The organism is Acinetobacter sp. 1566109, from assembly GCF_000582255.1.
GTDB classification, from domain to species: domain Bacteria; phylum Pseudomonadota; class Gammaproteobacteria; order Pseudomonadales; family Moraxellaceae; genus Acinetobacter; species Acinetobacter nosocomialis.
In genome coordinates this window covers 19,854-41,505 of the sequence record NZ_JEYB01000002.1, presented here as the reverse complement: position 1 = coordinate 41,505, position 21,652 = coordinate 19,854, and the positions used below count along the sequence as shown (strand labels likewise).

The window sequence follows — 21,652 nt, the reverse complement described above, 5'->3', positions numbered from 1 at the left end:
TACCTTAAATAATTTTAAACAGTTTGACTATTATCCTATTGGGTAAGTTTTGTTATTTCGCCTCGTCCTATGACAAAACGTCCTCTCTTGAAAATGGCTTTGGTGTAGATTCACCGAAATATTGTCGATCGGCAAAATAGCTAGAACGGACCATTGGTGCACTCCAGATATTTTTAAAGCCTAAACGCTTGCCATGCTGTGTGTATCTTTCAAATTCTTGTAAATTCACAAACCGGTGAATAGGGGCATGTGATTTAGAGGGCTGTAAATATTGTCCAATAGTCACTAAATCTACATCATGATCTTTTAAATCATTGAGTAGAGCAATAACCTCAGCTTCAATTTCTCCTAACCCTACCATTAGGCCGCATTTAGTTTTGATATCTGGACAGTATTTTTTAAAACGTTTTAATAAATTTAGTGAATGCTGATAGTCCGAACCGGGACGCATCGCTTTATATAAACGTGGCACTGTCTCAATATTATGATTAAACACATCGGGTGGTGATAAGCTTAATGTAGAGAGTGCTGTTTCTAAACGGCCACGAAAGTCTGGAACTAAAATTTCAATTAGCGTGTCTGGACAACGGTTTCTGATTTCTTCAATACACTTCACAAAATGTGCAGCACCACCATCGTGTAGATCATCACGATCTACAGAGGTAATGACTACATATTTTAAGTTTAGATTAGCGACCGTCTCAGCTAGATGTTTAGGTTCATTTTCATCTAAAGGCATTGGACGACCATGTGCTACATCGCAGAAAGGACAACGTCTTGTACAAATATCTCCCATAATCATAAATGTTGCCGTACCACCACCAAAACATTCAGGTAGATTTGGACATGCGGCTTCTTCGCAAACACTATGTAGTTTTTGTTGGCGTAATAAATTTTTGATACGTTGAATTTCTTCGAAATCAGTTATTTTTGCTCGAATCCATTCAGGTTTTTTAGGTAATTCTTCGGTAGGTAACATTTTAATAGGAATACGAGAAACTTTATCTATTCCTCTTAACTTAATACCTGTTTCTATTTGCCTTTTTAAGTCCATATATAAAATTCCATTTTATATTAAATTAATTTGCAACTAGACTGTTTATAATAAAAACCTTATTTATATAAACAAAAAAATAAAGAATTTATTAATGCGTATAGTGCACAGCAAACATTATAAATTAATAAAGGTTGGTTAAAGGTTTGTTTTATAAACATATGAAATGAATTAAAATTTTTTAATTTTATTTTCGCTAGTTAAGTTTGTGAAAAATAAAAAATAATAGCTACAAAAATCATTTAAAACTTTTTAGTCTAATAGCATATTAAATTAAATTGAGCTTTATTGTTTATAGCGAAATATATAACTCTCGCTGAAACTTGGTTGATTTTAAATAATCAAGATAATAAAGGAAAAGGATATGCAATTAACGGAAGAGCAATTACTCGCAGCATATAAGCGCATGCGTGATATTCGTGAATTTGAAGATCGACTTCATGAAGAAAATACCAATGGTGATATTCCAGGCTTTATTCACTTATATAGCGGAGAAGAAGCTGTAGCAGTCGGGATTTGCGAAAACTTAACCGACAAAGACTATATCACTTCAACACACCGTGGACATGGACACTGTATTGCAAAAGGATGCGACATTCACGCCATGATGCTGGAAATTTTCGGTAAAGATGACGGGCTGTGCCGTGGAAAAGGCGGTTCTATGCATATTGCCGATTTAGATAAAGGTATGCTCGGTGCCAACGGGATTGTGGGTGGTGGACCTCCTTTAGCTATTGGTGCGGCGTTGACAGCGAAAACCTTAAAGACTGGTGGTGTCGGACTGTCTTTTACAGGTGACGGTGGCTCAAACCAAGGCCTTACTTTTGAAGCGATGAACATGGCGGTTGTTCTTAAACTTCCAGTAATTTTCGTTTTTGAAAATAACGGTTTTGGTGAAGGGACTGGTCATGATTACGCAGTAGGAAGCAAAGACATTGCTGGTCGTGCCGCAGGTTTCGGTTTACCAGCGGTTAAAGTTGATGGTACAGACTTCTTTGCCGTTTATGAAGCCGCTCAAACTGCCATTGAACGTGCACGCCGTGGTGAAGGTCCGAGCGTGATTGAAACCATTACAAACCGTTTTTATGGCCACTTCGAAGGTGACCCTGGCTTGATTCGTTCTAAGGAAGAAGTCGAGTTCATTAAAGAAAATAAAGATCCTTTGAAAATTTTCCGCGAAAAAGTTAAAGGCAAAATTGATGAAGCCAAACTAGACGAGATTGATGCAGCTTCAAAGGCAAATGTTGATGATGCCGTTGCTAAAGCTCGTGCTGCGGCATACCCAAAACCAGAACAACTCCTTACTGACGTCTATGTCTCTTACTAAAGGAATAGTAAAGATGCCAAATAAAAGTTTTCGTAATGCAATTAAAGAAGCCATTGAATCAGAAATGCGCCGTGATCCAACCGTATTTGTTGTTGGTGAAGATGTTCGCGGTGGACACGGCGGTAAGAACACTGAAGAAAACCAGTTAGAAGGTTTCGGTGGTGTATTGGGCGTAACCAAAGGCTTATGGACAGAATTTGGTTCGGAACGTGTTATTGATACGCCAATTACCGAGTCTGCAATTATCGGTATGGCTGCTGGTGCTGCAGCAACAGGTTTACGTCCTGTTGCCGATTTAATGTTTATGGATTTCTATGGCGTGTGTCATGACATGCTCTATAACCAAGCCGCTAAATTCCGTTATATGTTCGGTGGAAAAGCAAAAGCACCCATGGTTGTACGTGGCATGATCGGCGCAGGTTTTTCTGCAGCAGCTCAGCATTCTCAGTCACCGTATAACGTATTTGCTGCGGTTCCGGGCTTAAAAGTTGTAGTTCCATCTAGCCCATATGATGTGAAAGGGCTGTTAATTCAGGCTATTCGTGATGACGACCCTGTAGTGTTCTGTGAACATAAAATGCTCTATGACATTAAAGGCGAAGTTCCAGATGATGCCTATACCATTCCTTTTGGTGTGGCAAATTACACCCGTGAAGGGACAGACGTGACCATTATTGCTTTAGGCCTGATGGTACACCGTGCCAATGAAGTAGCAGACAAACTGGCAAAAGATGGCATTTCGGTTGAAGTAGTCGACCCTCGAACAATTTCACCTCTAGATGAAGAAGGAATTTTAGAGTCTGTTGCATCGACTGGGCGTGTGGTTATTGTGGATGAATCAGCAGCACGCTGTGGCTTTGGTCATGATGTTGCTGCCCTGATCGCCCAAAAAGGTTTCCACTATTTGAAAGCACCTGTTGAACTCGTAACGCCACCACATACGCCTGTTCCATTCTCTCCAGTTTTAGAAAAAGAATGGATTCCAAGTGTAGAGCGTATTGAGCAAGCTGTGCGAAAAACATTGGAGGCTTAGGATGAGCGAAATTAAAACGCTGGAGATCCCAAAATGGGGATTATCCATGGAAGAAGGCACGATCGCCCAATGGTTGATTAAAGAGGGTGATAGCTTTAATAAAGGCGATGAAATTTGTGAAATTGAAACCACAAAAATCGTCAATGTATTAGAAGCGCCTTTTGCTGGAACGCTCCGTAAAATTTTAGCGAAAGATGGTGATACTTTACCTGTTGGTGGTCTTATTGCCGTATGTGCTGAAAGCCAAGTTTCTGATGCAGAAATTGAAAAGTTTATCGCATCACTAGGTGGTTCAGCAGCTCAAGCACCTTCGGAGCAAAATAAAGCGGAAACATCTGCACCTGTTGCTGAAAAAGCAGAACAACCACAGACTGTAGCAGCTAGTGCTTCAGCTCCTGCAAAGGTAGCGAAAGATGACTACGCTGTACCAGAGTCATTACAAGGTTATCAAACATCTAATGAGTTGTTTGCAACGCCGCATGCCTTGAAGCTTGCAGAAAAACACAATGTAAACTTGGCAAAAGTCACAGGTTCTGGTCGTGAAGGACGTATTAGTATTCAAGACATCCAGAAGGCTGTACAGGCTGCTGGTGGTCAATGGCCTGATGTTAAGCAGCAAACTCAAGCTAAAGTGGTTAAATCTACGGCCGATGATAGCCAAGTTTTAGCGACACCTGTAGCACGCCGTTTAGCAAAACAATGGGGCATTAACCTAAATGATTGCCGTGTTTCAGGTACTCGTGGTCGTGTCTGTAAAGAAGATGTTGAGGCAGTTTACTATCGTAATAACCCAACATCGGTAAATGAACAACCTGTGCAATGTACAACTCAACCACAATCGACCATTACTACTGTGGCGATGAATGGGATGCGGAAAGCAATTGCTTCACGGTTACAGGCTGCAAAACGTAACGCACCGCATTTCCGCTTAGTGGTCGATCTTAACGTAGAGGCTTTGCAAAAACTACGTAAGCAGATTAATGAGACTGTTCCACAAGTGAAACTTTCGATTAATGACATGCTAATTAAGGCAGCGGCGGCGGCACTGATTAAAGTACCTGAGGTGAATGTTCAATTTGATGAGGCGACTCAATCAATTTTACAGTTCTCTCAAGCGGATATTTCGGTGGCTGTAGCGATTCCAAACGGTTTAATTACACCCATTGTAAAAGCAGCAAATCAGAAGTCTTTAGCACAGATTTCCGATGACATGCGTGATTTGGCAACGCGTGCTAAGACTGGCAAGTTACAACCTGATGAGTTTCAGGGGGGTAGCTTTAGCATTTCAAATTTAGGAATGTTAGGCATTAAACAGTTCGATGCCATTATCAACCCACCGCAAGGTGCAATTATGGCATTAGGTGCTTCTGAATCACGTGCTGTTGTTGAAAATGGCAATGTAGTGGTTCGTGAGATTGTCACAGCGACATTGTCATGCGATCACCGAGTCATTGATGGCGCAGTTGGGGCGAAATTCTTGGCCAGCTTTAAGCAGTTTGTTGAAAACCCTGCTTTAATTTTGGTGTAGGAGAACCCCCATGTCAGAAGCTCAATTTGATTTAATTGTGATTGGCGCGGGACCGGGTGGGTATGTGGCTGCAATACGTGCAGCCCAGCTCGGGTTAAAAACCGCAATTGTAGAAGAGCAACATTTAGGCGGAATTTGTCTAAATTGGGGCTGTATTCCAACCAAAGCTTTGCTTGCAGGGGCAGAGCTCGCAACCCAGTTTAAACATGCCGGACAGTTTGGTTTTCAGGTATCCCAACTCGATTTTGATATTCAAAAGCTTGTGCAACATAGCCGACAAGTGTCAGCTCAATTGGTACAAGGCATCGATTACTTGCTTAAAAAGAATCAGGTGACGGTTTTTAATGGTCGTGCTCAGCTTATGGCAAAAGAAAAACTTGAAGTGACAGATGCTCAAGGTAGCAGTCAGGCTTTGAGTGCACCGCATATTATTTTGGCAACTGGAGCTAAAGCTCGACATGTTCCTCAACTTCCTGTCGATGGAACGTATGTCTGGAGCTATAAAGAAGCGCTTGTTCCAGAACAGTTACCAAAAAGCTTATTGGTTGTTGGCTCAGGTGCGATTGGTAGTGAGTTTGCTAGCCTTTATCAAGATTTGGGATGTCAGGTGACATTAATTGATTTGGCTAAACAAATTTTACCGACCGAAGATGCAGAAATTGCCCAATTTGTCAGAAAACAATTTGAACAAAAAGGAATGAAAGTCTTAACCGATGCTGTCGTTCAAAGTATTCAAATTGAAAATGGTCAAGTTCACTGTGTGGTTGAAACGGCAAATGATGTTCAAACGCTTGTTTTTGACCGTGTACTTTCGGCAATTGGTGTACAGCCGAATACCACGGGGCTAGGACTAGAACGTTTAGGTGTAGAACTCAATCCACAAGGTTTTGTGGCAATTGATGACTATTGTAAAACCAACGTAGCAGGACTTTATGCGATTGGTGATGTGGCTGGTGCACCGTGTCTCGCTCATAAAGCAAGCCATGAAGCCATGATATGTGTCGAGAAAATTGCTGGTGTAGCAAACGTCCATTCACTCAATCGTAGCCAGATTCCGGGTTGTATTTTTACTCATCCACAAGTAGCGAGTATTGGTTTAACAGAAAATGCAGCAAAAGCTCAGAATTTACCTATACGAATTGGTAAGTTTTCTTTAACTGCAAATGGCAAAGCTTTGGCAATTGGAGATGCGTCAGGTTTCGTTAAAACGGTGATACATGCAGAGACGGGTGAATTACTTGGTGCACATATGGTCGGTCATGAAGTAACTGAACATATCCAAGGCTTTGCGATTGCCAAATACCTAGAAGCAACTGATGAAAGTTTAGCTCAAGTGATTTTCCCGCATCCAACATTATCAGAAGCCATGCATGAATCCATTTTGGCTTCAATGCAACGAGCGATTCATATGTAGAAATTCTACATTTACAGGAGTTGAACATGGTTAAGGGATTAAAAAATAAAGTCGTTTTAGTGACTGGGGCAGCTCAAGGTATTGGCCGTGGGATTGCCCTGCGCTTGGCGCAAGAAGGCGTACATATTGCATTAGTGGATATGAAACAAGATCGACTAAACGATGTGCAGCAGGAAATTCAGGCCTTAGGTGTAAATGTGAGCACATTTATTGCTGATGTAAGTGACCGCGAGCAAGTGTATGCAGCTATAAATCATGCTGAGCAGACCCTTGGTGGGTTTGATGTCATGATTAATAACGCTGGAATTGCCCAAGTTCAAGCGATTGCCGATATCACACCCGACGAATTTCAAAAAATTGTTGATATTAATGTTGGCGGCGTGCTGTGGGGCATACAGGCTGCTGCTGCAAAATTTAAGCAGCGGCAACATAAAGGTAAAATCATTAATGCTTGCTCAATTGCAGGCCACGACGGGTTTGCTTTACTCGGTATTTACTCGGCAACTAAATTTGCGGTACGAGCACTTACCCAAGCCGCGGCAAAAGAATATGCCAGTCACGGTATTACGGTAAATGGATATTGCCCTGGAATTGTCGGAACGGACATGTGGGTTGAAATTGATAAGCGTTTTGCTGAAATTACCGGTGCCGCAATTGGTGAAACTTATAAAAAATATGTGGAAGGCATTGCTTTATGTAGAGCCCAAACACCAGACGATGTAGCTGCATTAGTTGCTTTTCTGGCAAGTGAAGATTCGGACTATATTACGGGTCAATCCATTTTAACGGACGGCGGAATTGTCTATCGCTAAAACAACATCCTGATTTGAGGGAGATAATAATGAAAGCAGCGCGTTTTTATGACAGAGGCGATATTCGCATTGAAGATATCCCTGAACCAGACGTCACTCCCGGCACTGTAGGTATCAAGGTGGCTTGGTGTGGAATCTGTGGTACAGATTTGCATGAGTTTATGGAAGGGCCAATATTTATTCCACCTTGTGGACATCCGCATCCTATTTCAGGTGAATCTGCGCCGATTACCATGGGACATGAGTTTTCTGGGGTAGTCTATGCCGTAGGTGAAGGTGTTGATGATATTGAAATTGGTCAACATGTGGTGGTAGAGCCTTATATTGTGGCTGATGATGTACCAACTGGACCAGGCGATAATTATCATCTTTCTAAAAATATGAATTTTATTGGTTTAGGTGGGCGTGGTGGTGGTTTGTCGGAAAAAATTGCAGTTAAACGCCGTTGGGTACACCCAATTTCCAATAAAATTCCACTGGATCAGGCAGCCTTAATTGAACCGTTATCGGTTGGTCATCATGCTTTCGTACGTAGTGGTGCAAAGGCTGGTGATATTGCACTGGTTGGCGGAGCTGGCCCAATTGGTTTATTACTTTCGGCAATTTTAAAAGCGAAAGGGCTTAAGGTTATCATTACTGAGCTAAGTGCAAAACGTAAAGAAAAAGCCAAAGAGTCGGGAGTCGCAGATTATATTTTAGACCCATCAGAAGTTGATGTTGTTTCTGAAGTCATGAAAATCACTAATGGCGATGGTGTCGATGTCGCGTTTGAATGTAGTAGCGTTAACAAGGTATTAGATACTTTGGTTGCGGCAATGAAACCAACAGGCGTTATTGTTATTGTTTCGATTTGGAGCCATCCAGCATCAATTAATGTGCATAGTGTGGTAATGAAAGAGCTTGATGTAAGAGGCACGATTGCCTATGTAAATGACCATCAGGAGACTATTAAACTGGTTGAAGAAGGTAAAATAAATCTGGAACCTTTTATTACTCAGCGTATTCAACTTGATGATTTGATTTCACAAGGTTTTGAAACCTTAATTCATAACAATGAATCAGCCGTTAAGATTATCGTACATCCATAAATAAGTACTTAAGCCTATAAAAAAGAGCGAATCATCGCTCTTTTTTATTAAAGTAAATTATTGTTTTTGGCTTCAATAATAGGAGGTAATGGCTGTCCTAAAGAGCTTAAAGACTCTCGCTCAATTAAGCGAACAATTGAATCGAGCGGTAAATCATTTTCTTGTAAACCAAAAGGTTCTTCAATTTGAGCACTTAAAGCATCTAGCCCTAAAAACATATAAGCAATTAAACCCACAATAAGCGGTGTCCAAATACCTAAAGCTGCTTCAAGGCTAAAAGGTAATATGAAACAAAAACAGTAAACAGCACGATGTAAAAGTACTGAATATGAGTAGGGTAAAGGTGTACCGGCAATACGGTCACAACCCGCTTGAATATTGCCTAACTCAACAATATGACGCGTCAGAGTGCCGTAGATAATGTCACTAATTTCGCCGTCTTTTAGAGCCTTGACTAAATCTTTTTGAATATTTTCGAGTACAAATTGTGGTGCATTAATATGCTCATTTAAATAATCAAGTGAGGAGTTGTTTAAATAGGCATGTTCAAGAAATTTGGTTGGTTCAGCGGTTTGTTGGCGTAAGCGATCACGCAATAAATTGCTAAAAATTAAGACCTGATGAATTAAATGTTCACGTTGTTCATTGGATAAAACATGGCTGTCTCTAACAATATGCCTGGCATTGGCAATTAAAGCACCCCAAAGTTTGCGACCTTCCCACCATCGATCATAACAGGCATTATTTCGAAAACCCGTACAAATGGAAAGAATCACGCCAAAGATAGTAAATCCAATCGCGGGTACAGTAGGAATTTGAATCCAATGATAATAAGAGAGCCAGACCACACATGCTGAAATAAGTACAACAAAACTTAGTGCTGGTAAAACCTTGGGTAGAACAGTTCCTTTCCATGCAAATAAGAGTTTAAAAACGCTGCTTTTATCGCGAACAATCATAGAAAGCCTTTGAACTAACGGACCTAACCAACTGCAATATGATACGCCTTAGATGAGCTAAATACCTAGCTAAAGCTTGTGCTTTTGTCTGTATCGCCAAAGAGTAGTGCGGCTAATTCCAAAAATATTCGCGACCATATTCAGGTTATGGTTATATTTTTCTAAAGCTGCTTGCACATTTTCCGGACTAAGCTCTGTATTTGTCTCGGGTAATTTAACGTAATCGTCAGCATTTAAGAGCTCATTTGGTAAGTCCTCAACTTCAATCTCATCCTTACCATTTGCCATGGTTAACGCATAAAGTAGGGTGTTTTTAAGCTCACGAACATTTCCGGGCCAGTCATAATTTAAAAGAACTTGCATGGCCTTTTGATTAACATGGCGAGGCATCGTGTCGAGTTGAGTGGAGCTTTCTTTTAAAATTTGATCGACAATCAGTGGAATATCGACTTTTCGTTCTCTGAGTGGTGGTATAAAAATTGGAATCACACGCAAGCGATAGAGTAGATCATGGCGGAAACGCCCAGCCTTAGCTTCTTCTCGTAAAGCTTTGTGTGTTGCGGTAATAATTCGGACATTGGCCTGAATCGGTTTTTCACCACCGACAGGAGTAAATTCCCCTGTTTCTAAAACCCGTAATAATTTAGCCTGAAGCTCTAAAGGAATCTCGGCAATTTCATCTAGAAACAACGTTCCGCCAGCAGCACGTTCAAACACGCCTTTATGGTCACGAATTGCTCCCGTAAAAGCACCTTTTACATGCCCAAATAGTTCACTTTCTAAAATATTGGCATTGAGAGCAGCACAATTAATCGCTACAAAAATCTTATTTTTACGTTGGCTATAATCATGAATTGCTTTTGCCACAAGCTCTTTACCACTGCCAGATTCACCGCGAACAAGCACTGGAAATTCAGTAATTGCCACTCTTTGAATAATTGAAAACATACGGGTCATTTCTGGTGAGCAGCTATTAAAAACCTTGGCCAAGTCTTGCAACTGTTCTGTTAGCTCTACTTGATTAGCAATATCATTTTCTATGCTAATAGGCTGTAAAATATGTAGCTTCCCGATAATGCGATGCTCGGCAATATAAATATCATGTTCTTGATAGATAAATCGCTGTCTCATTTTAGGAGTATTGATCTCAAGATATTGATTGTGATGGTCTTGAGTAAGCGCTGCCATACTCTCTACAGAAATATCGTCTGTATTAAATTTATAGTGAATTGCTTGAGTCGTTGTGTCAGCTAGAAACAGGCTCGCATTTGGGAAGAGGGCCTTAAGCTGCTCAAATAAAATATAAAAATCCTGTTCTGACTCAAAATTTAGCTTTGCCATTTTATTTGTTTCACAATCGTTTCATTGAAACATACTTGAGTTTCATAGGAACATCAAGTTGATTCCTTTTTTTATCTTTAATTTTATTAAATGTTATAAGTATTTAATTTTTATATTTATTATTTAATTTTAAATAATTGGCATCTTATTTGCAAAATATAGGAAAGAAATAAATTATTAGGGTATAAATCATGTTCTTTAAGCAGTTTTTTGAGCAGGAAAGTTCGACTTATACATATATGCTTGGATGTGAAGAAACACGAGAGGCTGTTTTAATTGACCCAGTTGCATCAGATATAGAGATTTACACAAAAGAATTAGAACAGCATCAATTTACGCTCATTTACACCTTAGATACTCATGTTCATGCAGATCATATTACGGCCGCAAATTTACTTCGTGAACGCTTTCATTGCAAATCGGTTTTACACCGAAACTCAGATGTAAATTGCGGAGATATTTTAATTACAGATGGCTGCATGCTTAAAGTCGGCAACCTCAGTATTGAAGCGCGTTATACACCAGGTCATACCAATGCTTGTACGAGTTACCTAGTTGGAAATATGGTTTTCACTGGTGATGCATTATTAATTGATGGCTGTGGTCGCACTGACTTCCAGCAAGGTAATGCAGGCACACTTTATGACAGTATTCATAAACAACTTTTCAGCTTGCCTGACGAGACTATTGTATATCCAGGACACGATTACAAAGGTCGTCTATCTTCAACGATTGGTTATGAACACTTAAATAACTCACGTCTAGGTCAAAATCGCTCGCGTGAAGATTTTATTAAATTAATGAATAATTTAAATCTTCCATATCCAAAACAAATCGATAAAGCACTTCCTGCCAATCAGGCTTGCGGCTCAATTTCACAATCATAAGAAGGTGGCAATATGGAACTTAAACGAGTTAATCAAGATTTTTATGTTGCTGGCCAGATTACAGTCGACGATATTGCAAAAATTGCAGACCAAGGAATAAAAACTCTGATATGTAACCGTCCAGATGGAGAAGGTGCAGATCAACCCAATGTAATTGAAATTGAAGAAGCAGCTCAGCGACATAGTCTAAAGGTAATTTATCAACCTGTTACCAGTGGCAAAATTACCGATCAACAAGTTACCGAGTTTAAGCAGCTTTATCAGAATGCCCAAAAGCCCGTTTTAGCATATTGTCGCTCTGGTATGCGTGCAATCAGTTTGTGGGCTTTGGCTGAAGTTGCTCCACAAGATGTAGCACTGCTAGTTGAAACGGGTAACAAACTTGGTTTTAACTTAAAAGGCTTAGTGCCACGTATTTTAAAACGTGATCATGAACCAGCGACAATTCCTTGCTATAGCGTTGTGATTGTGGGCGCTGGAGCAGCAGGAATTTCTGTAGCATCGAGCTTACTGTCTCGCGAACCTCATTTAGATATTGTCATTATTGATCCGGCAGACACCCATTATTATCAACCGGGTTGGACCATGGTCGGTGGCGGTATTTTTAAGCCACAAGTAACTGCACGCTCAATGGCAAGTGTGATTCCTTCAAAAGTGAAATGGATGAAAGCTGCCGTTGCTGGATTTGACCCTGAACATAATCAAGTCATTTTGGAAGGATGCCAACCCATTCAATATAAAGCTTTGGTGGTTTGTCCCGGTTTAAAACTCAATTGGCATGGCATTGAAGGTTTAGTCGAAACCTTAGGTAAAAATGGGGTGACGTCTAACTATCGTTATGATTTAGCACCGTATACATGGGAACTTGTGCAACAGCTAAACGGTGGAAAGGCAATTTTCACTCAACCACCTATGCCGATTAAGTGTGCGGGTGCTCCTCAAAAAGCGATGTACCTTTCAGCCGACTACTGGTTAAAGCAAGGTAAACTTAAAGATATATCTATCCATTTTTATAACTCAGGCGGTGTTTTATTTGGTGTGAAGGAATATGTACCTGCACTCATGCAATACGTCGAAAAATATGGCTCTGAACTTCACTTTAACCATCAACTTGTCAAAGTAGACGGGCCTGCAAAAAAAGCATGGTTTAAGGTAGTGAATGATGAAAATGCAGCATTAGTCGAGACTGATTTCGATATGTTGCATGTTGTTCCACCACAACAAGCACCTGATTTTATTCGTGCAAGTACTCTTACTGATGAAGCAGGCTGGGTGAGTGTGAATCCTCAAACTTTACAACACACACAGCATGCCAATATTTTTGCTTTAGGTGATGTGATGAATGCACCTAATGCCAAAACTGCTGCTGCGGCGCGAGCACAAGCCCCAATCGTTGCTGTAAATGTGATAGCGCAGCTCAAGGGGGAACAGAACTTCTGTGAATACAACGGCTATGGCTCATGTCCACTCACCGTGGAGCGTGGAAAAATCGTTCTGGCTGAGTTTGGTTATGGCGGCAAATTGCTTCCTAGTTTCCCAAAATGGTTGATTGATGGGCAAAAACCATCTCGTTTGGCATGGCTGCTTAAAGAGCAGATTTTACCGCCGATTTACTGGCAAGGCATGCTCAAGGGCCGCGAGTGGATGGTCAAACCTGAGCGAGGATAAGTAAAGCAACGCTTTATCCTGAGAAGCGGTTGAAGCTTCGCAAGAAGATGATAGCTGTGCTCGAGTGGAAGAGGATAAACAAAGCAACGCTTTATCCTGAGAAGCGACTAAAGCTTCGCAAGAAGACGAAAGCTGTGCTCGAGTTAAGAGGATAAGTAAAGCAACGCTTTACCCTGAGAAGCGGTTAAAGCTTCGGAAGAAGACGAGATCTACTCACTCATTAACCAGCAGTCTACTGCAAACAATGTATATGCAATTTTAGGCTTTTAATATGTTATTACTTGTCGTTGAAGGCATTGTGATTGGCTTTTTACTTGGTCTTACTGGTGCGGGTGGTGGCATTCTCGCCGTACCCGCACTTATGACCAGTCAAGGCTGGAGCGTGGCTCAAGCCGCACCGATAGGGTTATTGGCTGTTGCGCTATCTACTCTCATAGGAACCATTGAAGGTTTATTTAAAAAAATAGTTCGTTATCGTGCTGCAATCTGGATTGCCTTAATTGGTGCCCCTATGGCACATATCGGCATTTTAATAGCCAACGCGATTTCACCTGTTTGGCTCATGTTAATGTTTAGCTTGGTCATGTTTATAGTGGGCTATCGTCTCATTAGTAACCGAGTTTCGGATTTTCATAACCCGCCGTGTCAGGTCAACCCAAGTACAGGGCGTTTTATCTGGAATTTTAAAACTGGTGGCGTGCTTGCGAGCATCGGGATTATTGCTGGGCTTTTAACTGGTATGTTAGGGGTGGGTGGCGGCTTTGTAATTGTGCCAGCGCTTAGAAAAGTCACTAATTTGGATATGCATAGCATTGTTGCAACCTCACTTATGATTATTTTTCTCATCAGTGGCATAAGTATTATGATGCATATTGCAGAGGGTTTTCACTATCCAGTAGCAATCACTAGTGCGTTCGCACTCGCATGTGCATTTGGTATGTTATTAGGACGCCGAGCTATTCGTTTTATTCCTGCTGCCATTGTACAAAAAGTCTTTGCTTTAATGGTTTTCGCTGTCGCAATTTATATGGTTATTAAGATTGTTAATCTAACAAATATCTAAGATATATAGTATTTTAACTATCCTTATGAATACTAAATTTCCAGAGATAAGATGTTTAAATTATCTTTGGAAATTTCATTTAAAGCATTTAAATTTTTGAGAAAGCGATATGAAGCGAGTTAACGTGGCAATTTGTGGTTTTGGACGGATTGGACAACAAATTGCAGAGCTCCTTTTAAATCGATCGACGTACTATAAACAAAAATATCAAATTGATACCCGTTTAGTGGGTGTCTGCAACTCATCATCAGGTTTAATTGATCAAGAGGGTTTTCAGACTCCAAAGTGGCTAGATAAAACACAATTTCAGGAAGGCCTGACAGAGCAAAAGTTTTTAGAACAGGTTCAAGCAGATGTCATTATTGAAACTGGACCAAGTGATTATGTGACAGGTGGGAAAGGCCTATTTTATTTAAATTATGCTTTAGCACATAACATGCATGCGATTGCGGTATCTAAAGGTGCTTTAGTCGTAGAAGGTAAAAAACTAATTAACTTGGCACATCAGCACAATAAAAAACTATTTTTTAGCGGTGCGACAGCAGCAGCTTTACCGACGGTTGATTTGTTTGAATATAACTTAGCAGGCTGTCAAATTTTAAAAATAGAAGGTGTGTTTACAGGCACCACGAATTTTATTTTAAATGATATGTTGCAACATGAATGCGCATTTGCAGAATCTCTTGAAAAAGCTCAAGTAAAAGGTATTGCGGAACCTGACAGTTCATTCGATGTAGATGGATGGGATACCGCGGCTAAAATTACCATATTAGGCAACACTGTTTTGGGGGCTGATATAAAAATTCAAGATATTCCAAGACAAGGAATCAGTCACGTGACTACCGATCATATTCGTGACTGGAAAAAAGAAAATGTAATTCCTCGTCTGGTCGGTTTTATTCATGTTAAAAATCAGCAAATTGAAACAGGTGTTGAATTAAGGTTAGTCCCAGCAAATCATGCGTTTGCTTATCTGCAAGGTTCTCAAAAATGCATTCGGGTGTTAACACAAGAAATGGGTGAATTTGTGGTCAGTGGAGGGGCATCTGCGCCTTTAGCCACAGCAGCCGCAGCTTTAAAAGATTTTGAGCTGATGTTAAAAACGGGCTACTAAAATTAATTATGATTTATAAAAAAGCAGGCTTTAAGCCTGCTTCTCACAATTTTTTTGAGTGTTAAATAACTTCTTTCCAATTTCAAACTTACTAAACATTAAGTAATTACCAAGTAAGATTAGCAAAATTCCAAATACAGCATTTAAAGTCCACTCATATCCTTCAAAGAAAGTAGAAACTGTTAAAGCAACTAAAGGAAAGAGCAACGTGCTATAGGCTGCTTTGGCTGCGCCAATTCGTCCAACTAAAGAAAAATAAGCAGAGAACCCAATAACTGTGCCAAATACAGCTAAGTATAGTACCGAGCTTAAAAATGGGAAATTCATCGGCGGCATTAAATCTTGTCCAGTAAATAAAGCTAGACTTAGCATCACCAATGCCCCATAAGTCATGGCATAACAATTTGTTGAAAAAATATTTAGGCCACGTTTTTGGTGTCTAACACTAATCATATTCCCTAAAGAAAAACCGTAAGTGCCTATTGCACATAGCCCAATACCCATTAATAACTGTGCATTAAACTGACTATTAATCAGGTCATGCCAAAACAGTAAAACAATACCACTTAGGCCCAAAAGTGCAGCCGGCGCAAAGTTTGGAGAAGGTTTCTGCTTAAAAAAGATAAGTGCATTAATGGCATTAAAGAAAACGGCCATTGAAAAAATGACGGACTCTAAACCGCTATTTACATATTTAACAGCGGTATAAAAACAAATAAAGTTTAGGCCAAAAACACAAAGACCCTGCAGCATACAGAACAAATGATCTTTTAAAGCAATTCGCTGTAATTTTCCTGAAAATAGTAAAACAACCCAAAGTAATAAGGCTGAAATGGCAAAACGCCATAAAATTGCGACAACGGGTGTTGCATAATGGCTCTGAACGGCAATTCCAATCCATGTTGTTCCCCAAATCAACACCACCGCAACATAGAGTAAAATATTCATAACTTCATCCTCGATTACCAAGCTTAAGTATCTAGGAATGCTTCATTTTTCACGTATATATTCTTGTGTAGTACATGCAAGATCTTGCGTTTTTTATATGTCTGAACTAGCTGAATTTTACTGAATATGGTTAACTTAAGCTCAATGATATTTGTTTTAATTTTGCATGGCCTATCAAACTTTAGAACAGCTACAGCAATCTAAAGCCAAGCTTCACGAAACTGTGGTGCTTGATGAAAATATGCAACTTGCATTTTGGTCTAATCAGCAAGATCGTGTAAGTGTCTGTAGCGACCACCATACTTTGAGTCTCTATATCCAAGATGGTTATGAAAGTTATCAAAAAACACCTGCAGGCTGGAAAAATGGTGGCGGGCCAGGGCGTTTTTGTTTGTTACCTGAGCATCAAGAGTCGACTTGGGATATACGAGGTGGGCTTAAATTTGTTCACTTGTATTATACAGACCAACATTTACGTGATGTTGCCGAAAAAATATGGGACAAAGAACCTAATCAAATTGAGTTAAACGAAGTTGTCTTTAATGACGATGAACGGATTCGAGCACTTTATCAGTTCTTCTTGCTAGATTGCGATTGGCAAGATTCTTCAAATCATTTGCAAATGAGTACAACAGCAAGTTTATTGCTAAATCATTTAATTAGAAGATACAGCAGTGTTAAATGGCAACAGCCTATTATTAAAGGTGGGTTGGCACCACATAAGCTCAAATATATTCAGGAATGGATTGAAGATCATCTAGATCAGGCTCTCACTTTGTCTGATTTGGCAAATGTTGTGAATTTAAGCGAATACCATTTTGCTCATATGTTTAAACAGTCCATGAATATGGCGCCTCACCAATATGTCATGCAAAGACGTTTAACTAAGGCAAAAGGACTCATTCAGTCATCTCAGCTTTCTTTACAAGACATTGCCCTAGTATGTGGTTTTAGTTCAGCAAGTCATTTAAGTTATCGCTTTAAACAGTTTTATGGCATGAGTCCTTCGCAATTACGTTAAAGAACTCATGACTAATTTCTATAAAAGATAAACCCCTAAACCAATCAGTGCCGAAGCAAAAATGACATACAGCACATTAATGTTAAATCGGAATAAAGCAATAAATGCAGCAAGAGTAATGAGGGCTGCAACAATATCAAAATGCCCTGAAAAGCCTTTTGGCCATAACACGTGATAACTAAAAAATAGTGCGAGATTTAAAATTACACCGACCACAGCCGCGGTAATTGCAGTGAGTGGCGCAGTAAATTTAATTTCATTATGTGTAGATTCAATAATGGGCGCACCCGCAAAAATAAATACAAAAGAAAAGAGAAAGGTAAACCAAGTCACAATGACTGCACCAAGTGCTCCAGCAAAAAATAGATGCTCAGAGCCAAGTAATGAATGATTGACTCCTCCTAAAAAACCCACAAAGGCAACGACCATAATCAGTGGACCGGGGGTAGTTTCACCCAAAGCTAAACCATCAATCATTTGTGTAGGTGAAAGCCATGCAAAATGATTGACAGCTCCTTGATAGACATAAGGTAAAACTGCGTAAGCGCCCCCAAACGTAAGCAGCGCAGCTTTAGTGAAGAACCATGCCATTTGGGTATAAGAGTGATGCCATCCGAAATATACGCCTAAAGCTAAAATGGGTAATAACCATAATGCAATGGCCACAAAAATAAGTCTGGCTAACCGTGACCAGTGAAATTTAGCGTGTTCTGGTGTTGGAGTCTCATCATCAATAAATGCTGGACCATAATCTTTTTGACTGGCTTTATGACCAGCTGCTGAGGAAAGTAGCTCAGGGTACTTTTTACTAACTAAATAACCTGCAATGCCTGCTGATAAAACAATAAGCGGGAAAGGAAGTTTTAAGACAAAGATTGCAAAAAAAGCAGCAATTGCGACGAACCATAAAAATCTATTTTTAAGCGAACGGCTACCTATACGGTAAGTTGCATGGAAAACAATTGCGGTGACGGCAGGTTTTATCCCGTAGAAAATACCTGCAATAACCGGAACGTCTCCAAATTTTATATAAATCCAAGACAACCCAATTAAAATAAATAAAGAAGGCAATACAAATAAAATACCGGCAACTAATCCTCCCGCAGTTCTGTGCATAAGCCAACCAATGTAGGTTGCTAACTGTTGCGCTTCAGGTCCTGGTAGCAACATGCAGTAGTTCAGTGCATGTAAAAATCTTTTTTCAGATATCCAGCGCTTTTGTTCAACCAATTCCTGATGCATCACAGCGATTTGTCCAGCAGGCCCACCAAAGCTAATAAAACCAAGCTTGAGCCAAAATAAGAAAGCTTGCCAGAAGGTGACTTGTTCCACTGAATCATCAGGGGTATTTAATTGTTTTTGTTGCATATTATCCCCTAAAAATAATAGTAATTTTTACGTTTATGGCACAACGGAGTATGTTTTATAGCATAACAAACACAAATGTATTTTTTATGATAACCATTTAACTTTTATAGATACCTATTAATTAATTTATTGATATTCATTGAAATTATTTTTTTAACTAAAGTTATCGCTTTAAATTATTTCCAAAGCTGAAACATTTTAAACATTATTTGCTCAAGTTGTTATAACAGGTTGTGAGCCGTGAGCCAGCTACCCCAAGATCCTAAAAATCATAAGCCTCTTTACGATCAGTTAAGGGAACTCATCCTTAACAAAATTGTAAATGGTGAATATGCCGTGTTGAGTCAAATTCCATCTGAAAACGAGTTTGCTGAACAGTTCAGTGTAAGCCGAATTACAGTTCGCCAAGCACTCAACCAATTACAGTTGGAAGGCTATATTTTTAAGGTGCCAGGTAAAGGGACCTTTGTAAGCAAGCCAAAAACGTTCCAGAACATTTCAAGTTTGCAAGGTTTTGCAGAAGCAATGTCATCTGCCGGTCACGAAATTTTAAACCGTGTCATCTCGGCCGAGCTTAGGCAGGTCCCGATGCATGTAGTACCGAAATTAAAGTTACCTGTTAAAGCCAATGTGTATGAAATTCAACGTGTTCGTTTGCTCAACCGTCAACCAGTATCTTATGAGTTGACTTATTTGCCAGAACATATTGGTTTGAAGCTTAAAGAAAAAGCGATTGATTTACGTACAACCGATATTTTCAAGGCATTAGAACAAGAGTGTGACACCCCTTTGGGACATGCGGATTTAAGTATTGATGCCACGGTAGCGGATGAAGAATTAGCTGCTTTGCTGCAAGTTGAAATCGGAACTCCTGTATTACGGGTCGAACGCTTGACTCATGACGCAAATGGCCAACCGATTGACTATGAATATCTCTATTTCTCGGGCGATACCTTCCAGTACCGGTTACGTATTCATCGTTAATAACTCAAATAAAAATAAGGATTTTACAATGGAAACTAAATATCTTGAGTTCGATATTGTGGTGATTGGTGGTGGAACTGCTGGACCAATGGCTGCGATTAAAGCAAAACAAGAAAATCCCAATTTAAAAGTTTTGCTCATTGAAAAAGCGAATGTAAAACGTAGTGGGGCAATTTCAATGGGAATGGATGGGCTGAATAATGCTGTCATTCCGGGATATGCAACACCTGAGCAGTACACCAAAGAAATTACCATTGCCAATGATGGGGTCGTTAACCAAACCACTGTATATGCATATGCAAAGCATAGTTTCAAAACCATTCAACAGCTCGATCAATGGGGTATTAAGTTTGAAAAAGATGAGACAGGCGAGTTTGCTGTAAAAAAAGTACATCATATGGGGGCATATGTTTTACCAATGCCCGAAGGCCATGACGTTAAAAAAGTTTTATATCGTCAGTTAAAGCGTGCTCAAGTCAAAATTAATAATCGGATTGTCACCACGAAGCTTTTAAAAAATGAAGAAGGTGCAATCAATGGTGTACTTGGTTTTGACTGTCGTAGTGGCGATTTTTATGTCATTAAAACCAAAGCTGCCATTTTATGTTGTGGCGCCGCAGGGCGTTTAGGTTTGCCAGCTTCTGGCTACTTAATGGGTACTTATGAAAACCCAACCAATGCAGGTGATGGTTATGCAATGGCCTATCATGCAGGTGCTGAACTTGCCAACTTAGAATGCTTCCAGATTAATCCATTGATTAAAGACTATAACGGTCCTGCTTGTGCCTATGTGACCGGACCTTTAGGAGGTTATACCGCCAACAGTAAAGGTGAACGTTTCATTGAATGTGACTACTGGAGTGGTCAAATGATGTGGGAGTTTTACCAAGAACTGGAAAGTGGTAATGGTCCTGTTTATTTAAAAGTAGATCATTTGGCTGAAGAAACCATTCAAACCATTGAAGAGATTCTACATACCAATGAGCGCCCAAGCCGTGGACGTTTTCATGAGGGCCGAGGAACCAACTATCGTCAAGATATGGTGGAAATGCATATTTCAGAAATTGGTTTCTGTAGTGGACACAGCGCTTCTGGTGTATGGGTCAATGAAAAAGCTGAGACTTCAGTTAAGGGATTATACAGTGCTGGTGATATGGCGGCTGTACCTCATAACTATATGCTTGGTGCATTTACCTACGGATGGTTTGCAGGTGTAAATGCCGCACAATATGTGAGTGCAGTTCAAGATAGCGAATTAAACCAAAGCGAAATAGAAGCAGAAAAAGCTCGAATATTTGCGCCACTAGATTGCTCAGAAGGTTTACCTCCAGAACAAGTGGAATATAAGCTGCGCCGTTTTGTAAATGACTATTTGCAGCCCCCTAAAACTCGCCAAAAAATGGAAATTGGGCTCAAGCGTTTTGAAGAAATTAAACAAGATATTAAGCAAATTTCTGCAAGAAATCCCCATGAGCTGATGCGTGCTGCTGAAGTTTCTTTTATTCGAGATTGCGCGGAAATGGCAGCAAGAGCTTCACTGTTTAGAGAAGAAAGCCGTTGGGGACTGTACCACTATAGAGCAGATTTCCCTCAAAAGAATAACTCGGATTGGTTCTGTCACGCGCATTTGAAAAAAGATGAACACGGCAACATGGTTAGTTTCAAAAAGCCAATCGAGCCTTATGTGGTTCCGATTAATCAAGATGAAGCTGTGTCGTATGACCGTTTACGCATTCAAAAAGATGTTGCTCTAGCAGACTAAATAAATCAGGAACTCAAATCATGGCTTTTATTTTTAAAGAAGTACAGCATCGTACAGTCGCACCCGTCATTATCGATGAAGATAAATGTATTGCTGATAAAGGATGCACTGTCTGTGTAGATGTTTGTCCAATGGACTTATTAGCAATCGACTCAACAACCCAAAAAGCTTATATGCAATTTGATGAATGTTGGTATTGCATGCCTTGTGAAAAGGACTGCCCAACAGACGCAGTCAAAGTAAATATCCCATACCTACTCAAATAATTAATTTGGAATACG

Annotated in this window: 19 protein-coding genes; 14 read left to right on the top strand and 5 right to left on the bottom strand. The window is 39.9% G+C overall.

Annotated features, from left to right (window positions below; genetic code table 11):
• Positions 1–67: 67 nt before the first annotated feature.
• On the bottom strand, positions 68–1,054 hold the full coding sequence (gene lipA, locus J582_RS06460) for a lipoyl synthase (RefSeq protein WP_032047524.1): 987 nt from the start codon (positions 1,052–1,054) through the stop codon (positions 68–70).
• 364 nt (positions 1,055–1,418) lie between these two features.
• On the opposite strand from lipA, the gene J582_RS06455 reads away from it, so the two are divergent.
• The 6 genes from J582_RS06455 to J582_RS06430 are packed head-to-tail and all read left to right on the top strand — an operon-like array spanning position 1,419 to position 8,256.
• Positions 1,419–2,381, top strand: a complete 963-nt coding sequence (locus J582_RS06455) for a thiamine pyrophosphate-dependent dehydrogenase E1 component subunit alpha (RefSeq protein ID WP_001177517.1) — start codon at positions 1,419–1,421, stop codon at positions 2,379–2,381.
• Positions 2,382–2,394: 13 nt separating this feature from the next.
• Positions 2,395–3,414 carry an alpha-ketoacid dehydrogenase subunit beta gene (locus tag J582_RS06450; protein WP_001133053.1) on the top strand — a complete coding sequence of 340 codons (1,020 nt, stop codon included), beginning with the start codon at positions 2,395–2,397 and terminating at the stop codon, positions 3,412–3,414.
• Between the two features lies 1 nt (position 3,415).
• The gene (locus J582_RS06445) at positions 3,416–4,942 is read left to right on the top strand and encodes a 2-oxo acid dehydrogenase subunit E2 (RefSeq protein ID WP_044709174.1); all 1,527 of its coding nucleotides are present in this window, start codon (positions 3,416–3,418) and stop codon (positions 4,940–4,942) included.
• Positions 4,943–4,952: 10 nt separating this feature from the next.
• On the top strand, positions 4,953–6,356 hold the full coding sequence (gene lpdA, locus J582_RS06440) for a dihydrolipoyl dehydrogenase (RefSeq protein WP_032047522.1): 1,404 nt from the start codon (positions 4,953–4,955) through the stop codon (positions 6,354–6,356).
• 26 nt (positions 6,357–6,382) lie between these two features.
• Positions 6,383–7,168, top strand: coding sequence for an acetoin reductase (locus tag J582_RS06435; RefSeq protein WP_032047521.1), 786 nt, complete (start codon positions 6,383–6,385; stop codon positions 7,166–7,168).
• 29 nt (positions 7,169–7,197) lie between these two features.
• On the top strand, positions 7,198–8,256 hold the full coding sequence (locus J582_RS06430; protein WP_032047520.1) for a 2,3-butanediol dehydrogenase: 1,059 nt from the start codon (positions 7,198–7,200) through the stop codon (positions 8,254–8,256).
• A 47-nt stretch (positions 8,257–8,303) separates the two neighbouring features.
• On the opposite strand, the gene J582_RS06425 is transcribed toward J582_RS06430, so the two are convergent.
• Positions 8,304–9,215 (bottom strand): bestrophin family protein, encoded by a 912-nt coding sequence (locus J582_RS06425; protein WP_032047519.1) that lies wholly within the window; start codon positions 9,213–9,215, stop codon positions 8,304–8,306.
• A 69-nt stretch (positions 9,216–9,284) separates the two neighbouring features.
• A complete protein-coding gene (locus tag J582_RS06420) occupies positions 9,285–10,556 on the bottom strand; it encodes a sigma-54 interaction domain-containing protein (RefSeq protein ID WP_032047518.1) in 1,272 nt (423 codons plus the stop codon).
• A gap of 191 nt (positions 10,557–10,747) precedes the next feature.
• Here J582_RS06420 and J582_RS06415 point away from each other — a divergent pair, with 191 nt between their 5' ends.
• From J582_RS06415 to J582_RS06400, 4 genes are all read left to right on the top strand, one after another.
• On the top strand, positions 10,748–11,443 hold the full coding sequence (locus tag J582_RS06415; RefSeq protein ID WP_032047517.1) for an MBL fold metallo-hydrolase: 696 nt from the start codon (positions 10,748–10,750) through the stop codon (positions 11,441–11,443).
• A gap of 12 nt (positions 11,444–11,455) precedes the next feature.
• The gene (locus tag J582_RS06410; RefSeq protein WP_032047516.1) at positions 11,456–13,111 is read left to right on the top strand and encodes a bifunctional protein tyrosine phosphatase family protein/NAD(P)/FAD-dependent oxidoreductase; all 1,656 of its coding nucleotides are present in this window, start codon (positions 11,456–11,458) and stop codon (positions 13,109–13,111) included.
• A gap of 271 nt (positions 13,112–13,382) precedes the next feature.
• Positions 13,383–14,174, top strand: coding sequence for a sulfite exporter TauE/SafE family protein (locus J582_RS06405; RefSeq protein ID WP_032047515.1), 792 nt, complete (start codon positions 13,383–13,385; stop codon positions 14,172–14,174).
• Positions 14,175–14,283: 109 nt separating this feature from the next.
• Positions 14,284–15,288, top strand: a complete 1,005-nt coding sequence (locus J582_RS06400; protein WP_032047514.1) for a homoserine dehydrogenase — start codon at positions 14,284–14,286, stop codon at positions 15,286–15,288.
• Positions 15,289–15,318: 30 nt separating this feature from the next.
• Here J582_RS06400 and J582_RS06395 read toward each other — a convergent pair whose 3' ends face one another.
• A complete protein-coding gene (locus tag J582_RS06395) occupies positions 15,319–16,236 on the bottom strand; it encodes a DMT family transporter (RefSeq protein WP_002050038.1) in 918 nt (305 codons plus the stop codon).
• 166 nt (positions 16,237–16,402) lie between these two features.
• On the opposite strand from J582_RS06395, the gene J582_RS06390 reads away from it, so the two are divergent.
• On the top strand, positions 16,403–17,257 hold the full coding sequence (locus J582_RS06390; protein WP_032047513.1) for a helix-turn-helix domain-containing protein: 855 nt from the start codon (positions 16,403–16,405) through the stop codon (positions 17,255–17,257).
• Between the two features lie 18 nt (positions 17,258–17,275).
• Here the strand turns inward: J582_RS06390 and chrA are convergent, their stop codons facing one another.
• Complete coding sequence (gene chrA / locus J582_RS06385) at positions 17,276–18,625, bottom strand: chromate efflux transporter (protein WP_032047512.1); 1,350 nt, start codon at positions 18,623–18,625, stop codon at positions 17,276–17,278.
• 240 nt (positions 18,626–18,865) lie between these two features.
• On the opposite strand from chrA, the gene J582_RS06380 reads away from it, so the two are divergent.
• From J582_RS06380 to J582_RS06370, 3 genes are read left to right on the top strand one after another with little or no spacing between them, the layout of a single operon-like run.
• Positions 18,866–19,609 (top strand): GntR family transcriptional regulator, encoded by a 744-nt coding sequence (locus tag J582_RS06380; protein WP_032047511.1) that lies wholly within the window; start codon positions 18,866–18,868, stop codon positions 19,607–19,609.
• Positions 19,610–19,637: 28 nt separating this feature from the next.
• On the top strand, positions 19,638–21,371 hold the full coding sequence (locus J582_RS06375) for a fumarate reductase/succinate dehydrogenase flavoprotein subunit (protein ID WP_032047510.1): 1,734 nt from the start codon (positions 19,638–19,640) through the stop codon (positions 21,369–21,371).
• Positions 21,372–21,391: 20 nt separating this feature from the next.
• Complete coding sequence (locus tag J582_RS06370) at positions 21,392–21,637, top strand: 4Fe-4S dicluster domain-containing protein (protein WP_002054695.1); 246 nt, start codon at positions 21,392–21,394, stop codon at positions 21,635–21,637.
• Positions 21,638–21,652 lie beyond the last annotated feature (15 nt).

Excerpts from the sequence above, each read along its gene's own strand:
- lipA (WP_032047524.1), bottom strand. The coding sequence starts at position 1,054 with ATGGACTTAAAAAGGCAAATAGAAACAGGTATTAAGTTAAGAGGAATA.
- J582_RS06455 (WP_001177517.1), top strand. The coding sequence starts at position 1,419 with ATGCAATTAACGGAAGAGCAATTACTCGCAGCATATAAGCGCATGCGT.
- J582_RS06450 (WP_001133053.1), top strand. The coding sequence starts at position 2,395 with ATGCCAAATAAAAGTTTTCGTAATGCAATTAAAGAAGCCATTGAATCA.
- J582_RS06445 (WP_044709174.1), top strand. The coding sequence starts at position 3,416 with ATGAGCGAAATTAAAACGCTGGAGATCCCAAAATGGGGATTATCCATG.
- lpdA (WP_032047522.1), top strand. The coding sequence starts at position 4,953 with ATGTCAGAAGCTCAATTTGATTTAATTGTGATTGGCGCGGGACCGGGT.
- J582_RS06435 (WP_032047521.1), top strand. The coding sequence starts at position 6,383 with ATGGTTAAGGGATTAAAAAATAAAGTCGTTTTAGTGACTGGGGCAGCT.
- J582_RS06430 (WP_032047520.1), top strand. The coding sequence starts at position 7,198 with ATGAAAGCAGCGCGTTTTTATGACAGAGGCGATATTCGCATTGAAGAT.
- J582_RS06425 (WP_032047519.1), bottom strand. The coding sequence starts at position 9,215 with ATGATTGTTCGCGATAAAAGCAGCGTTTTTAAACTCTTATTTGCATGG.
- J582_RS06420 (WP_032047518.1), bottom strand. The coding sequence starts at position 10,556 with ATGGCAAAGCTAAATTTTGAGTCAGAACAGGATTTTTATATTTTATTT.
- J582_RS06415 (WP_032047517.1), top strand. The coding sequence starts at position 10,748 with ATGTTCTTTAAGCAGTTTTTTGAGCAGGAAAGTTCGACTTATACATAT.
- J582_RS06410 (WP_032047516.1), top strand. The coding sequence starts at position 11,456 with ATGGAACTTAAACGAGTTAATCAAGATTTTTATGTTGCTGGCCAGATT.
- J582_RS06405 (WP_032047515.1), top strand. The coding sequence starts at position 13,383 with ATGTTATTACTTGTCGTTGAAGGCATTGTGATTGGCTTTTTACTTGGT.
- J582_RS06400 (WP_032047514.1), top strand. The coding sequence starts at position 14,284 with ATGAAGCGAGTTAACGTGGCAATTTGTGGTTTTGGACGGATTGGACAA.
- J582_RS06395 (WP_002050038.1), bottom strand. The coding sequence starts at position 16,236 with ATGAATATTTTACTCTATGTTGCGGTGGTGTTGATTTGGGGAACAACA.
- J582_RS06390 (WP_032047513.1), top strand. The coding sequence starts at position 16,403 with ATGGCCTATCAAACTTTAGAACAGCTACAGCAATCTAAAGCCAAGCTT.
- chrA (WP_032047512.1), bottom strand. The coding sequence starts at position 18,625 with ATGCAACAAAAACAATTAAATACCCCTGATGATTCAGTGGAACAAGTC.
- J582_RS06375 (WP_032047510.1), top strand. The coding sequence starts at position 19,638 with ATGGAAACTAAATATCTTGAGTTCGATATTGTGGTGATTGGTGGTGGA.
- J582_RS06370 (WP_002054695.1), top strand. The coding sequence starts at position 21,392 with ATGGCTTTTATTTTTAAAGAAGTACAGCATCGTACAGTCGCACCCGTC.